This window comes from Streptomyces sp. NPDC059906, assembly GCF_042730645.1.
In the GTDB taxonomy this organism is placed as follows: Bacteria; Actinomycetota; Actinomycetes; order Streptomycetales; family Streptomycetaceae; genus Streptomyces; species Streptomyces rubrogriseus.
The window spans coordinates 186,000-199,725 of record NZ_JBHWKU010000002.1 but is presented as its reverse complement, the minus strand read 5'-3'; the positions used below and the strand labels follow the sequence as shown (position 1 = coordinate 199,725).

Here is a 13,726-nt window from a genome sequence, read left to right as displayed (position 1 = left end):
CGTGAGCGCACAGTATGCAGAAACCGGTGTTTCCGCTCCGTTCCCCCTGAGAACCATCGGCGACATAAGAGCCGCCCTGTTGGCCGGTCACGGGTTCCCCGGCGACAAGGAGGCCTTCGAAACCGATCTTCAGCGCGCACTGGAAGGTTCCTCGGAGGCCGACCTGACGAGGGTGGGCGCAGTGATCGTGGATTACCGGGGCCGCATCCGTCTGTATCAGGACCCCGACTTCGACATCGCCGTCCAGGAGGGCATCGACCTCACGATGCGTCTGAAGCGGGAGGCTCGAGGCGAGTGAGCGATGTAATCGCGGTCGTGACCGTTCGAGCGGCACAACTGGCGAAGGCACTGGGCGCGGAACAGCCGCTGGAGGAACTGAGGAGAGAACTTGAGCTGGTGCCCCGGCTCGGAGTGCTGCTCGGCCCCCGCCGACAGGACGGCTTAGAGGTGCGCAAGACGCGGATCGAAGCCACCAGCGACGTACCCGGGCTCGCTGTGGCATACGTGTACACGCCTACCCCGCCTCCACCGACAGTCGCGATCACGTCGATCACGCCCGATGACGGAGTCCACGAGTAGTTCCGCATCCACTGACCGCCCGCACTCCGGGAAACCTCAGGCCCGGCCGCCGTCGTCCCCACCCTCGACGATCTTCAGGTCGGCACGCTTCCCGTCATAAGGATCAGGCGCGTCGGCCGGAATGCTCTGCACCGCCTGCCCCTGCGCCGCACCGTTGCCGTTGAAGACGAAGTCTGGACGGATGCGCCAGTTGCGACCGTCAGGGTAGATGAACCCCTGAGAGGCGAGCTGCTTGAGGCTGCGCGAGACGGAGGCTTGTGACATGCCCACCTGCTCGGCGAACTTCACCTGGCTCTCCACGAGGACCAGGCCGTGATCCTTGCGGTTCTGGAGGGCGCACATCTTGTGGAACAGCTTGTACGCGCTGACGCTGAGGTCCGCCTCGGCGAGGGCGTTGTGTGCCGCGTATCCCATCGTGGTGAAACCTCCTCCCCTGAACCAGAGGCCGTGCGCGGCCGAGGCCGAGGAGTGGACGGTGAAGTCGTTCACCTCGCCCGTCCGCTTGTTCACGGTCTCGATCCGGGTCACTCGCCGGGCCGCACGCACAGAGTACTCCCAAGGGTGAATGAGGGACGTGCAGCTCTGACTAATCCGTTGCAGTGCTGCCAAGATGCGATTCAGTACTGGATACCCTAGATCATCCATTCAGATCTGGATAGTGTCATGCAGAACAGCATCAACTTGGCCGCGTTCCCCCAGTTCAGCCGCCTGGACATGCTCCTGCGTCTTTAACAGGTAAGGGCGCGCGTCGCCCGACCTTCCGTCACAACCCTCGAATGGGCGTGGCTGATGCCGGGACGTGGCTGATGGAGGCACACGTGACGGACGGCCGTCCGGCTCTCCCGCCGTCGTGGCGGGCTTTCTACGGCTGAGGTCTCCAGGTGGCGTAGATTCCGCGCTCAGGCAATTCGCTGTCGACGTCGGCGTGCTGTGCGCGGCGGCGGTGGACGTGACGGGGCAAAGGCCCGATCGTTGGCCGGCCGAAGGCCTGCCGTGCAGCCCGGTTCAATGACCTTCTGCCCAGTAATCCGCCAGCATCCCTCCAGGCCACACGGGCTCGCGGACTGCGCCTCGTGGCCCCATCTCGGTGAAGTACGGCGACACGTCGTAGATCTTCGTGCCGACCACCGCGTCCAAGTCGGTCACCCGGAGTCGAAGGCCGTCGACTGCCAGCAGGCGCGGGAAGCTCTGTGCCAGTTGGTTGGGGCGCCGGTGGTTGCGGTGCGCGAACGTCCCTGTTGCAGGCCACTGCGTGTTTCCTCGCGGACTCCGTGCGTGATATTCGACGTCATCAGGTGATGCCTGGTCGAAGTGCCACACGACCACAAGGTGTGAGAAGTCCTCCAGGCCCTGCACGGAGTCGATGGGGAACTCGGCCTCGTCGAGCTGGATCACGGACTCAACGCCGCCCCAGTAGTCATCGGCCACCTCAGTGCGGCCGTTGATGACTTCCCCGATCGGCTTGATCTCCAAGGCCATGGCCGGTCCCCTTGACTCGAATGTATGGACGCCGGCGATCAATCTACTTGGGCGAGACAGGAGGCCGCGCGGGCGTCGAGAGCCCTCACCGCAGGGACTCCGCGTCTGCGGTAGGGCGACAGCAGTTGCCGCATGTCGACGACGCTCTGCCTGGCACGACCGGAGTAGATCCCGTCCTCCATCGCGTCCAGGACACTGGTCCACGTCGCGCACGCCTCTTCCACGCCGCCCTGGGCGATCTGCGTCGCGCCCATCTACCCGAGGGTGACCGTGGCCGCCCGGTCGTTGTGTCGGTTCGCTGCGAGAGCCCGCGCGTGCACCACGCCCAGGAGCGCTCGCCCTCGCGGCGTGGCGGCTGCGTACCGCTGCCCATGCACCGAATCCTGCGCGAGTTGGAGCGCTTCGTGGCGAAACCCCATGTCGAGCGCTTGGTGGGCCATGGCTCTCAGGAATGCCCGCTCAGGGGGTGCGTCGTCCGTAGATGCCGAGTTCGGGCACTTCGCGGACTTCGCGCCACGGCGAACCCGTGGAACTGACCCGCAGAGTCGTTCGGTGCCATGTCCCTTACCCACGGCCTCACGCAACGGCTAGATATCCTGCGCCCATGATCCGCGCAGTGGCCTTCGACGTCGGTGAGTGTCTCGTGGACGAGACCAGGGAGTACGGGACGTGGGCGGACTGGCTTGGGGTGCCGCGGCACACCTTCCACGCGATGTTCGGCGCTGTGATCGCTCAGGGCCGCGACTACCGTGAGGTCTTCCAGGAGTTCCGGCCCGATTTCGACCTCTACTCGGAGCGCGAGAAGAGAGCCGCTGCCGGGCAGCCCGAGACCTTCGGCGAAGGAGACCTGTACGGGGACGTCCGAACGTCCTTGCAACAGCTTCGAGCCGCTGGCCTCTGGCTCGGCATCGCCGGAAACCAGACGGTCCGCGCCGGTCGCATCCTCCGTGAGCTGTTCACCTCCGACGTCGACCTGATCGGCACGTCCGACGACTGGGGTGCCAGCAAGCCGGACCCCCAGTTCTTCAAGCGGGTCGCGGACGCCGTTCCCTTCGAGGTCGGCGAAATCCTGTACGTGGGTGATCGCTACGACAACGACATCCGGCCGGCCCGCGAGGCGGGGATGCAGACCGCACTCGTGCGTCGTGGGCCCTGGGCCACCATCCAGTGGGAAAGCGCAGAGGCCCGGGAAATGCCGACATTCCGCATTGAGAGTCTGGCTGAACTCAACGACCTGATCCGACAGTTCAACGACTCAGAACGCTGACCGTGGTCGACCAGTCGTAGAGACGGTCGTCCAGATCGCGAACGCAGCGCTCGTGCTGGTGAGGAGTCAGCGCGCGTCGCACTTCACGCACTCGGTCCATGCCGGTCGCGTACCAGGTGAGGGCCAGCTGGTCGAGTGCCTGGCCGGCGTATGAGCATGCTTCTTCCGGGTGACCGGACGCGGCTTCGACAGCCGCCAAATCGCCATAAACGACCGTCCGTTGTTTCTCTTCGCCAGGCACCATGGCTTCCAGCGCCTCCAGCAAGGTCGTCCGGGCCTGCGGAAGGTGGCCGGCGAGCAGTTGGGTGTTGCCCTTGAAGGCCGCGAGCCTGGCCGGGGAGAACCAGTCCATCCACTCCGGTGACGGGTGGCCGTTGCCGTCCTGCAGGACATCCTCGGCGTGGCCGATCAGGTGGAGGGCGGTACGGGTGTCACCGCATCGGGTCTCACACTCCGCCTCTACAGCATCCAACCAGGCCAGGAATTCCGCCGACGCCTGGGTACGGCGGGCGTAGGTGCGAGCGGCGGTCATTCGCTCACGGGCCGCGTCACGGTCCCCGACCCAGCCGGGGATGAAGGCCATGTGCGCGATGACCGCCGATCCGAGCAGCGGTGCATCCGCCTCACCTGCTGCTTGGAGGGCCAAGAGGAGCGTCTCGTGAGCGAGGCCGGGCTCTCGCAGGTCGAAGAACTCGATCCGGCCCGCCAGGAGGTACGTCTCCGCCAAGGCCGTGGCGATCACACTCCGAGTGGGTTCAGCAGCCTCCCGGAGCAGGACGCAGCCCAACGTCGCGTGAGCCTCGACTGCCGGTCGCAGGCCGGCCGGTGCGACCGACCAGTAGAGCCGCCGATGCGACTTGGTCACCGCGTGGAAGTCTGTTCCAACGATCGCCGGGTGGGACGTTGCTGTCCTTCTGCCCGGGACGCCCGGCAGTCCCAGGGAGGCGGCTGCAGGAACGGACATGCGCTGCCCTGGGTCGGATTTCAGTCCGTCCGTGCCCCATGGCGGAGTGAATCCGAGCGCCTCCAGGCTCTGTCCCAGCAACTGCACCAGTACGCGCTGACAATCCGGCTGCGGCCACGGCGGGTTGTCCGACTCCCAGCGCCGGACCTGCCTGGCTCCGATGGAGAGGCCGCGTATTCCCATGCGCTTCGCATGGTCCGAAAGGGCGTCGGCGAGGTCCTGCTGCGAGTTGAACCCGGCAGCCACGCGTGCGGCTTTGAGGCGGACGTTCCCTGTCGGCCTGGTCACGGCACCTCCTGGAGGTTCGACTCGTTCAAGCCTCCCACAACGAGTCCGCTACACGGTCCTCCATCACCCTCAGGCTGGCCCGTACGTCCCATCCAAGTCCTCTTGAAGGCCCTCAGAAGACCTATGTTCAGTCGGCCTACTCGTGGAGTCTGAGCGGCGTACTCACCGTGAAGAAGCCGAGGAGGCGTCAGTGTTCACGCAGGAGGCTCTGGACAGGGCCATTTCCGAGTGGCTGGCCCGGAGTAGCCCGAGTCCGGAGCGTGCTCGGCGGGAGTGGGCTTCCCAAGGCGTTGCCCTCCTGCCGCTCGGGGAGCGCTTCGCGGCTGTGCGTCTGCCCGCACGCGTCGTTCACGCGGCGGTACGGTCCAAGGACCGCGACCAAATCGCCGTGGCTCTGGGCGAGTCCCTCGGGGGGTCGATCATCCACGACCGACGAGCGGCGGGCGGGACGTACTACGTGCTGGTCCAGGGCCACACCGCTCTCGTCTGGCCCTACGCCGACCTCGCGACCTGTCTCGGTCACGGAACCTATCTCGGCGTTCCCCGCATCGACCGTCAGGAGCCACCCGGCACGTACTGGGTCGTCCCGCCTCGGTACGAGGGCGACCTGTGCGCTCCTCGTGCGATCACGGCGTTGGTACAGGACGGACAGACACGCCTCGCTCAACGATCCGAACAGTTCGGACTCTCGCTTCCCCCGTATGAACAGGAGTGAACAGATGGCCGATACGAGGACACGAGCCCCGTGGGCCCTACGCCTGGTCACCGACCGGCTCCCTGCGACCCCCGCCCCCTACACGTCCGTCACCCTGGACCCCACCACCCAGACCGCCCGCTACACCGACGCCGTCGGCCGAGTGGTCGGGATGGGACAGCACGGGACCTCGCGGACGAGTGGTACGGCGTCCGTGTCGGGAGGCGGGGACGGGCAGCAGCCGCAGCCTCAGTCCCAGGACGACACGACGACCGACTACGAGTCGGACTGAACGATGGCTCGTACCGTTCTGGTGGTCACCGCCCTGGAGGACGTGACCGCGGACTGGGTCATCGCCGCCCTGAACGAGCGCGGGGTGCCGGTCGTCAGGGTGGATCCTGCTGACGTCGGGCCACGCCTGGCCTTCGGGTTTCACATCGGTGCCGACGCGCCGGCCTGGAGTGGGCTGCTGCGCACCGAGAGCCGAGACGTGGATCTGGGAGAGGTCGGCGCTGTCTACCCTCGGCGACCTACTCCCTTCCGGGACCGGTTCACGCGGTTGCCGCGTCAACAGCGGGACTTCGCAGCGGCCGAGGCGAGACACGGGCTCGGCGGTGTTCTGAACGATCTGCGATCCGCCGTGTACGTCAACCATCCGGCGGCTGTGGCACGCGCGGAGTTCAAGCCGGGACAGCTCCGGAGATTCGCGGAGCTGGGGTTACGGATTCCCGCGACTCTGGTCACCAACGACGTCGTGGCGGCGCGGGACTTCGCCGAGAGGCATCCGTCCGTCGTCTGCAAGACCTTCCGAGGGCTGCCGCCCGGCGAGGACGGCCGTGCCGGTGCGATCTGGACCCAGCGCGTTCACTCCGACGACTTCGACGACTCGCTCTCGGTGACGGCTCATCTTTTCCAGGCCGAGGTTCCGAAGGTCGGTGACGTACGGGTCACCGTGGTCGGTCGGCGCGTATTCGCCCAACGGATCACTGCCCCCAGCGGGGCACTCGACTGGCGGTGCGGTGCCTGGGACGACCTGGTCCACTCCCCCGTCACCGTCCCTTCGGTGGTCGAGACCGCCCTGCACCGCTACCTGGCCGCCTCTGGTCTGGTCTTCGGGTGCTTCGATTTCGCGCTCACCGGTGACGGGCGTTCTCCAGACGACTGGTGGGCGATCGAGTGCAACCCGAACGGACAGTGGGGCTGGCTCCCGGACGCGTTCGCGATCACCGAGGCCTTCGCCGACATTCTGAGTACGGAAGGAACCCGCAGCTCATGACTCTGCCCCCAGACCTAGACACCGACGCGGGGGCGCTGCGCGCGGCCATGGTGAAGGGCCTCGCCGGTGTCACTGCGGACGCCGACGCCGATGCCGACGCCCGATTCCCGGTTCACTCTGCTTGGCTCGCCGCCGCGGAGAAGGTGCCGCGTCACGCGTTCGTGCCCGGCTTCTACCTCCCCGCCGACGAGCCCGACGCGCAAGGGCTGACGGTGTGGGAGCCGGTGACGCGGAAGGCCGACTACGGGCGGTGGCTCGCCGCCGCGTACTCGGACGCCACGCTGATCACGCAGTTCGACGGCGAGGAGACCGACTGGGAGCGGCCGGCCGTCCGGCACGGTGGAGCGCCCACGTCGTCGTCGACGCTCCCCTCGCTCGTCCTGCGCATGTGGTCGGACGCGGACGTCGTCGAGGGACACACGGTCCTGGAGGTCGGGACGGGGACCGGATACTCGACCGCACTCGCCTGCGAAAGGCTGGGCTCCTCCCACGTGAGCAGCGTCGAGGTCGACGCCGTCAGGCTGGCGGCAGCGGCCGGCGCGCTGTACGGCTGTGGCTACACGCCTACGCTCGCCCGGGCCGACGGGCTGTACGGGTACTGGCCCGAAGCCTGGTTCGACCGGATCGTGGCCGCCTGTTCCTTCCGGTCCGTGCCGCCCGCTCTCCTCAGCCAGACCCGCCCCGGCGGGAAGGTCCTGCTCCCCCTGTCAGGGTGGCTCCACGGCAACGCCCGTGTCCTGCTCACCGTCGCCGGGGACGGGACCGCCGAGGGCCCCCTGCTGCCGGGCACCATCTCCTTCATGCCCGCCCGGACCCATGCGGCACCGGCGTACGGGAATCCCTCGGACTGGGCCGCCGGGCTGCACGAGGAGCGGTCCCGGTCCGCGCGGCACGCACCGGAGCGGCTCACGGCTGCGACCGAGGAGGCCTTCCACCTGCGGTTCCTCGCCCAGGGTGCCGTACCGGAGGCGCAGATGGTCACGGTCGACGGGGTGCCGCACCTCATCGACGTGGTCTCCGGGTCGGTCGCCACGCTCACTGCGGACGGTGGGGCGTGGAGTGTGCGGGAAGGCGGACCGCTGAAGCTGTGGAGACGGATCGAGGACCTCGTCGACGCCTTCGACGCCGCGGGGCGGCCGGGACCGGAGACGTTCACCCTGCGGGTGGACGACGACGGACAACGGCTGCTGCACGCACGGCTTCCACAGCTGCGGCTGCCCCGGCCGGTTCGGTGAGGCGGATCGTCGTCGGCCGTTCGGTGCCGGGAGTTGCCGCTGGACGGGGCTCAGAGGCTCTTTCGCATGCGGATGCACATCGTCTCGTGGCGACGGATCGATCCGTCGGGTCCTTCCTCGTCCCAGGCGTCCGGTTCGCGGCCGTACGCGACGTAGCCCAGGCGCTCGTACAGGGCGCGGGCCCGGGGGTTGTCCTCCTCCACGGCGAGTTCGGCCCTACGGAGTCCGCGGTCCCGGATTCGTTGTTCGGCGGCGCGGACGAGCAGCGTTCCCAAGCCGCAGGACTGGAGCGCCGGTAGTACGGCGAGCTGCCATATGGTTCCGGCTTCCTCGGAGACCTGATAGTCGACGCCGCCGATCGCCACCGGCAGGTCCACAGGAGTGCAGACGGCCAGGTAGTCCACCTCGCCTGCCGCGGCGCGCGTCAGCGCTCCCTCTATGTGGCGCAGATGCGTGGCCGTGCCGGACCAGGTGCACGCCGGCAAGTCCTGGGGCAGCAGATCACGCACGGTGACTCGCGTGGTGACGGTGGCGCAGGGGGAGTGGTCCTCGGAGGTCATGCCCCGAAGCATGCGACCTCGGGGATGGTGCGACAACGGAATTCTCCCGGCGACTCCTGGCCAGGGCGGGAGTACGGAGGAGTACGGCCCCCTACCGCGGCGCCAGGAGCCGCCGTAGTCGGCCGTAGTCGGGGGTGGCGAGGTTTACCCCGAAGGTGCCCCGCGCCCGGCCGAGGCGGTGCGCCGGGTCACCGGGGCGTCGGCGTCGCGCCCGTCGCGGTGAGGGACATCTCCCAGAGCCGGGCGGCGTTGCCGGGGTCGACGGCGTACGGGCGTACGCCGTTGTCGTCCATGGGGGTGTCGGGGGCGAAGACGCGGGCGACGTCGCAGTCCGCCAAGTAGAGGCCGCCCCGGCCGTCGAGGAGGGGGGAAGTGGCGGCCCACAGGCCGGTGGCGGCACCCTGGGAGGCGGTCTTGAAGTCGGCGGCGACGACGTTGCCGTGCTCGTCCACCCAGCCGGAGTCGACCTGTTCCCGGAGCGTCATCTCCCGCTGGAGACCGGTGATGATCTTGCCGGGGTGGAGGGCGAACGCGCGGATGCCGTCGTCCCTGCCGAGAGCGTCGAGGTGCACGGCGAACAGGGCGTTGGCGGTCTTGGCCTGTCCGTAGGCCAGCCACTTGTCGTAGCCGGTGCGGAAGTGCGGGTCGTGCCGGCGGATGTCGGTCATGGCGTGTCCGGCGGAGCTGTACGCCACCACACGCGCCCCGTCCGCGGCGGCCAGGAGCGGGTAGAGCGCGCAGGCGAGCGTGAAGTGCCCGAAGTGGTTGGCGGTGAGCTGGAATTCCCATCCGGGCCCGACCCGCCGCTCCGGGGTGGCCATGACTCCGGCGGCGGCCATCAGGAGGTCGATCCGGTCGATACGGTCGCCGATGTGCGCGGCGGCGGAACGGACGCTGTCGAGGTCGGTCAGGTCCATGGGGACGACCTCGCTGCCCTTCACGTCCCGCAGGGCGGCTCGGGCGGTGTCGGGGCGGCGGGCGGGCACGAGGACCCGGGCCCCGGCGGCCGTCAGGGCCCGGGTGCTTTCGAGGCCGAGTCCGGAGTAGCCCCCGGTCACCACGGCGGTCGCGCCCGAGAGGTCGTGGCCGGTCATGACGTCCTCGGCGGTGGTGGCGGCGGAGAAGGGGGAGTTGAGCGGCCGCTGTTCGGTGTGGGTCATGGCGCCGACGCTACGATCTAGAGCAAGGTCTAGATCAAGTCCTGGGGTGAGCGGCGTGACGAGCACCGAAGCGTCCGGAGTATCCCGGGTATCCGGAGTATCCGGGGTATCCGGAGTGTCCGGGCAGTCGCTGAGCATCGGCGAGGTGGCGGAGCGGACCGGACTGAGCGTGCACGCGCTGCGCTTCTACGAGCGCGAGGGTCTGCTCGTCGGGCCGGTCCGGCGCACGTCGGGCGGCAGGCGGCGGTACGGCTCCTTCGACGTCGACTGGCTGCTGATCTGCGTCAAGCTCCGCGAGTCGGGCATGCCGCTGGCCGACCTCAAGCAGTTCGCCGGACTGGTGCGCCGGGGGCCGGGCAACGAGGCGGAACGCCTGCGGTTGCTCGACACCCATCAACGGCGCGTCGACGCCCAGATCGAGGCGCTGGAGGAGTGCCGGTCCGTCATCGCCTGGAAGGTCGGTGTCTACGCCGAGCACCTCGCGCGCGGCGAAGCCGGTGGGCTCTGGGACCCGACGGCCTGAGGTAGGTGGTGGCGCCCGGTCGGGCGCTTCAGCGACGCCCTCGCCGGATATTCGCTGTCGCGCCCGCCCCATGGGGGCGCAGGATGACGGCCATGACTCTGGCCACCCCCACCCTGGACACCGATCGCCTGCGGCTGCGGCCCTTCGCCGAGGACGACGCGGGCTTCCTCTACGCCATGCACAGCAGCAAGCACGTGATGCGCTACTGGGACTCCCCGCCGTGGACCGAGCGGGCCCGCGCCGGGCGCTTCGTCGAGATGTGCCGGAAGATGGCGGACGAGGGCACCGGCGTGCGGGTGGCCGTCGACCGCGCCGGCGACGGCGCCTTCGTCGGCTGGTGCTGCCTGGTCGAGTGGAACCCGGTCTACCGCAGCGCGTCGCTGGGCTACTGCCTCGACGAGGCGATGTGGGGCCACGGCTATGCGACGGAGGCCGCGCACGCCCTGCTGCGGTGGGCCTTCGACACGCTGGACCTGAACCGGGTCCAGGCCGAGGCCGACACCCGCAACGCGGCGTCCGCCCGGGTGCTGGAGAAGGTCGGGTTCGTGCGCGAGGGGACGTTGCGGGAGGACTGCGTCGTCGACGGCGAGGTGTCCGACTCCTGGGTGTACGGGCTGATCAGGCGGGACTGGCGGCCGTCGGACGGGCCGGCCCCGGCTCGCTGAGAGGCGGCCGGAAGGAGCGCCGTCCGAACGGGAACGGGCCCGGTACTCGCCGAGAGTACCGGGCCCGCCGCTCGCATCCGCCCCGTCCCCACAGGTGGGTGCGAGCCTCCACATGCCGCCTACATGTGGACGGTGGGGGCGGCGTCGGGGTCCGCCGCCGCGGGGACGCCGGGCCGGTAGAGCAGGGCCGCGATCAGCCCGCCCGCGGCGAAGAAGGCCGCCGACCACAGGAAGCTCGTGGAGTAGGACTCCATCGAGGCCTGGGCCTGGACCAGCTTGTTGGTCGGGTCCCGGCCGACGAGGTAGGACGTGGCGGCACTGGCGGCGAGGGTGTTGAGCAGGGGCGTGCCGATGGAGCCGCCGATCTGCTGCATCGTGTTGACGGAGGCGCCCGCGACTCCGGCGTCCTCGGTGGCCACGCCGCTGGTCGCGAGGCTCATCGCCGGGGCCATGATCAGGCCGATGCCGAGTCCGGAGACCAGGAGGGGCGGCAGGACGTTGGCGGCGTAGGAGCTGTCCAGTCCGAGGGCCGTCAGCCAGAACATGCCGCCGGCCGCGAGCGCCATGCCCACGGGGACGACGATCTTCGGTCCGACGAACGACAGGATGAAGGTGGTGGACAGGGTCGCCGACAGCATCAGCGTCGCCACCATGGGCAGGAACGCCAGTCCGGTCTGGATCGCGGAGAAGCCCAGGGTGAGCTGGAGGTAGTAGGTGAGGAACAGGAACACGCCGAACATTCCGGCGCTGGCGACCAGCATGGACACGAAGGACGCGCCGCGGTCGCGGTCCAGGAGCACGCGCAGCGGCAGCAGCGGGTGCGCGGTCCTGGTCTGCCACCAGGCGAACACGGCCAGCAGTACGGCGCCGGCGGCCAGGAAGCCCCAGGACAGCGGCGAGCTCCAGTCGTGCGACTCGGCGTTGGAGAATCCGTAGACGATGCCGAACAGGCCCGCGGTGACCAGCACGGTGCCGGGGACGTCGAGCTTGGCGCCGCGCTCGCGCTGCGTGTTCTGGAGCAGCAGCCAGCCGCCGACGATCGCGACCGCCGCGATGAAGAGGTTGACGTACAGGGTCCAGCGCCAGTTCAGGTACTCGGTGAGCACGCCGCCCAGCAGCAGGCCGACGGCCGCGCCGGAGCCCGCGATGGCACCGAAGATACCGAAGGCCTTCGCTCGTTCCTTGGCGTCCGTGAAGGTGGTGGTGAGGAGGGAGAGCGCGGCCGGGGCCAGCAGGGCGCCGAAGAGGCCCTGCAGCGCGCGGCCGGTGACGAGCACCTCGAAGTTCGTGGCCGCGCCCGCTATCGCGGAGGCCACCGCGAATCCGGCGACGCCCACCAGGAAGGCCGGCTTGCGACCGAACAGGTCGGCGATCCGGCCGCCGAGCAGCAGGAGGCTGCCGAAGGCGAGTGAGTAGGCGGTGACGATCCAGGTGCGGTTGCCGTCGGAGAAGCCGAGGTCGGCCTGGGCGGACGGCAGGGCGATGTTCACGATGGTCGCGTCCAGTACGACCATGAGCTGGGCGAGCCCGATCATGGCGAGGATCCACCAGCGGCGACCGGACGAGGCTCCGTCCGCCGGCGACCCGGGCTTTTGGGCCGGGGGCGCGGCCGACTCTGCTGTCACTTGGGACATGGGGACGTACTCCAGTCCTTGGTTCTTGGTTCGGGAGACGTTCAGGTCGAAACGAAACCGTTTCGTATCGCTACCAGCATACGTCCGCCGTAACGGAACGGCAGCGTTTCGATCGCCCAATTCGGTGTGAGGGACCACACGGGAGCGATCCGAGCAGAAGCGGTGAGATGTCTTCGCGCCGCTGCCGAGTACGACCCCCGTGAGTCGGCCGCCGACCCGTTCCGCACCGTCCGTGAAGTGTTTCCCCGCCGCACCCCTGCTGTTCGCCGTGCCTGGCTACCTTCGCGTGGCCCGGTCCGGCAGCAGGAGAGGTATGTCCATGAGCGCCCCTGTCCACCGCACCTCCGAACGGCCTTCCGCAACCGCCCTGGCAGCGGCCCGGCAGCGTCGGGAGGAAGGGCGGACCGGGAGTTCGTCCGGGTCCGGGACCTCGGCGGAGCAGGCCCTCCTCGGACTCCAGTCCAGGGCCGGCAACCAGGCGGCGGCCGCCACGGTGCAGCGCGCCAGGGGCCGGACCCTGGAACGGACCCCGGCGGCCGACGCCGCCCGCCCCGGCTCTGAGCCCGGCGCCCGACGTGCCCCGGCCCGCCGCGCCCGAGGCGGCTCGGCCCCCGGCGACCTGGCCGACCGCGCCCCGCTCGACACGGACCCCGGCAACCGGCGGACCGCATCGATCTCCGAGGTCCGGGGCACCAACAGCACCAGCACCAGCACCCCTGAGCGCGCCGCGACATCCGGCACCACCACGGCGACCCGCTTCACCCCGTCGGGCCGCACCCGGCGCGGCTCCGAGTCCGACACCCGGCCCGACCCCGCCGGCCTCACCCGACGCGGCTCGGCGTCCGGCACCCAGGGCATGGAAGTCGACCCCGACTTCCAAACGCGCCTCGACACGGCCAGGGAGGAAGCCCGCGCCGCCACCGAACGCGCCGCCGAAGAAGCGCGCCTCGCCGCCGAACGCGCCGCCGAGCAAGAGGCCCGCCTCGCCGCCCTCGCGGCCCGCTTCACCCCGTCGGGGCGCACCCGACGCGGCTCGGACCTCGACACCCGGCCCGACCCCGCCGCCCCCGCCGCCCCCGCCGGCCTCGCCCGCCGCGGCTCCGACTCCGGCATCCACGGCATGGAGGCCGACACCGGCTTCCAGGAACACGTCGACACGGCCAGGGAGGAAGCCCGCGCCGCCGCCGAACGCGCCGCCGAGGAAGCACGCCGTGCCGCCCTCGCGGCCCGCTTCACCCCGTCGGGGCGCACCCGACGCGGCTCGGACCTCGACACCCGGCCCGACCCCGCCGACCCCGCCGGCCTCACCCGCCGCGGCTCCGACTCCGGCATCCACGGCATGGAGGCCGACACCGGCTTCCAGGAACACGTCGACACGGCCAGGGAGGAAGCCCGCGCCGCC

16 protein-coding genes and 1 pseudogene are annotated in these 13,726 nt (G+C 69.7%); 10 read left to right on the top strand and 7 right to left on the bottom strand.

Annotation, left to right across the window (positions count from 1 at the left end):
- The first annotated feature begins 1 nt into the window (after position 1).
- Both ACFV9J_RS03825 and ACFV9J_RS03820 read left to right on the top strand, forming a co-directional pair.
- Positions 2-298, top strand: a complete 297-nt coding sequence (locus tag ACFV9J_RS03825; RefSeq protein ID WP_385349351.1) for a hypothetical protein — start codon at positions 2-4, stop codon at positions 296-298.
- Positions 295-579: a hypothetical protein gene (locus ACFV9J_RS03820; RefSeq protein ID WP_385349348.1), complete on the top strand. Its 285-nt coding sequence runs from the start codon at positions 295-297 to the stop codon at positions 577-579. Before ACFV9J_RS03825 ends, ACFV9J_RS03820 begins: the two co-directional genes overlap by 4 nt.
- Positions 580-615: 36 nt before the next feature.
- Here the strand turns inward: ACFV9J_RS03820 and ACFV9J_RS03815 are convergent, their stop codons facing one another.
- The 3 genes from ACFV9J_RS03815 to ACFV9J_RS03805 all read right to left on the bottom strand — a co-directional run bounded on the left by ACFV9J_RS03815 (position 616) and on the right by ACFV9J_RS03805 (position 2,312).
- On the bottom strand, positions 616-1,089 hold the full coding sequence (locus tag ACFV9J_RS03815) for a hypothetical protein (RefSeq protein ID WP_385349346.1): 474 nt from the start codon (positions 1,087-1,089) through the stop codon (positions 616-618).
- A 495-nt stretch (positions 1,090-1,584) separates the two neighbouring features.
- Positions 1,585-2,058 carry a TrmO family methyltransferase gene (locus tag ACFV9J_RS03810; protein WP_385349343.1) on the bottom strand — a complete coding sequence of 158 codons (474 nt, stop codon included), beginning with the start codon at positions 2,056-2,058 and terminating at the stop codon, positions 1,585-1,587.
- 38 nt (positions 2,059-2,096) lie between these two features.
- A complete protein-coding gene (locus ACFV9J_RS03805) occupies positions 2,097-2,312 on the bottom strand; it encodes a hypothetical protein (protein ID WP_385349340.1) in 216 nt (71 codons plus the stop codon).
- 350 nt (positions 2,313-2,662) lie between these two features.
- On the opposite strand from ACFV9J_RS03805, the gene ACFV9J_RS03800 reads away from it, so the two are divergent.
- Positions 2,663-3,325 (top strand): HAD family hydrolase, encoded by a 663-nt coding sequence (locus tag ACFV9J_RS03800; protein ID WP_385349337.1) that lies wholly within the window; start codon positions 2,663-2,665, stop codon positions 3,323-3,325.
- On the opposite strand, the gene ACFV9J_RS03795 is transcribed toward ACFV9J_RS03800, so the two are convergent.
- Positions 3,306-4,577 (bottom strand): transcriptional regulator, encoded by a 1,272-nt coding sequence (locus ACFV9J_RS03795; RefSeq protein WP_385349335.1) that lies wholly within the window; start codon positions 4,575-4,577, stop codon positions 3,306-3,308. The two genes, ACFV9J_RS03800 and ACFV9J_RS03795, sit on opposite strands and share 20 nt — an antisense overlap.
- Before the next feature lie 190 nt (positions 4,578-4,767).
- On the opposite strand from ACFV9J_RS03795, the gene ACFV9J_RS03790 reads away from it, so the two are divergent.
- Genes ACFV9J_RS03790 through tgmC form a run of 4 tightly spaced genes read left to right on the top strand, consistent with a single transcriptional unit; the run spans position 4,768 to position 7,782 of the window.
- Positions 4,768-5,292 carry a hypothetical protein gene (locus tag ACFV9J_RS03790; protein ID WP_385349332.1) on the top strand — a complete coding sequence of 175 codons (525 nt, stop codon included), beginning with the start codon at positions 4,768-4,770 and terminating at the stop codon, positions 5,290-5,292.
- Positions 5,293-5,296: 4 nt separating this feature from the next.
- Positions 5,297-5,563 (top strand): putative ATP-grasp-modified RiPP, encoded by a 267-nt coding sequence (gene tgmA / locus ACFV9J_RS03785; protein WP_385349329.1) that lies wholly within the window; start codon positions 5,297-5,299, stop codon positions 5,561-5,563.
- 3 nt (positions 5,564-5,566) lie between these two features.
- Positions 5,567-6,547, top strand: coding sequence for an ATP-grasp ribosomal peptide maturase (gene tgmB / locus ACFV9J_RS03780; RefSeq protein WP_385349326.1), 981 nt, complete (start codon positions 5,567-5,569; stop codon positions 6,545-6,547).
- On the top strand, positions 6,544-7,782 hold the full coding sequence (tgmC, locus tag ACFV9J_RS03775) for an ATP-grasp peptide maturase system methyltransferase (protein ID WP_385349323.1): 1,239 nt from the start codon (positions 6,544-6,546) through the stop codon (positions 7,780-7,782). The genes tgmB and tgmC overlap by 4 nt, the downstream gene beginning before the upstream one ends.
- Before the next feature lie 50 nt (positions 7,783-7,832).
- Here the strand turns inward: tgmC and ACFV9J_RS03770 are convergent, their stop codons facing one another.
- Positions 7,833-8,342, bottom strand: coding sequence for a GNAT family N-acetyltransferase (locus tag ACFV9J_RS03770; protein ID WP_385349320.1), 510 nt, complete (start codon positions 8,340-8,342; stop codon positions 7,833-7,835).
- Between the two features lie 188 nt (positions 8,343-8,530).
- Positions 8,531-9,502: an SDR family NAD(P)-dependent oxidoreductase gene (locus ACFV9J_RS03765; RefSeq protein ID WP_385349317.1), complete on the bottom strand. Its 972-nt coding sequence runs from the start codon at positions 9,500-9,502 to the stop codon at positions 8,531-8,533.
- 115 nt (positions 9,503-9,617) lie between these two features.
- On the opposite strand from ACFV9J_RS03765, the gene ACFV9J_RS03760 reads away from it, so the two are divergent.
- The gene (locus ACFV9J_RS03760) at positions 9,618-10,025 is read left to right on the top strand and encodes a MerR family transcriptional regulator (protein ID WP_385349314.1); all 408 of its coding nucleotides are present in this window, start codon (positions 9,618-9,620) and stop codon (positions 10,023-10,025) included.
- 92 nt (positions 10,026-10,117) lie between these two features.
- A complete protein-coding gene (locus ACFV9J_RS03755) occupies positions 10,118-10,690 on the top strand; it encodes a GNAT family N-acetyltransferase (RefSeq protein WP_385349311.1) in 573 nt (190 codons plus the stop codon).
- 119 nt (positions 10,691-10,809) lie between these two features.
- On the opposite strand, the gene ACFV9J_RS03750 is transcribed toward ACFV9J_RS03755, so the two are convergent.
- Positions 10,810-12,324, bottom strand: coding sequence for an MFS transporter (locus ACFV9J_RS03750; protein WP_385349307.1), 1,515 nt, complete (start codon positions 12,322-12,324; stop codon positions 10,810-10,812).
- A 319-nt stretch (positions 12,325-12,643) separates the two neighbouring features.
- Between ACFV9J_RS03750 and ACFV9J_RS03745 the strand changes: the two are divergent.
- Positions 12,644-13,726, top strand: a pseudogene (locus ACFV9J_RS03745) (hypothetical protein); the annotation flags it as partial.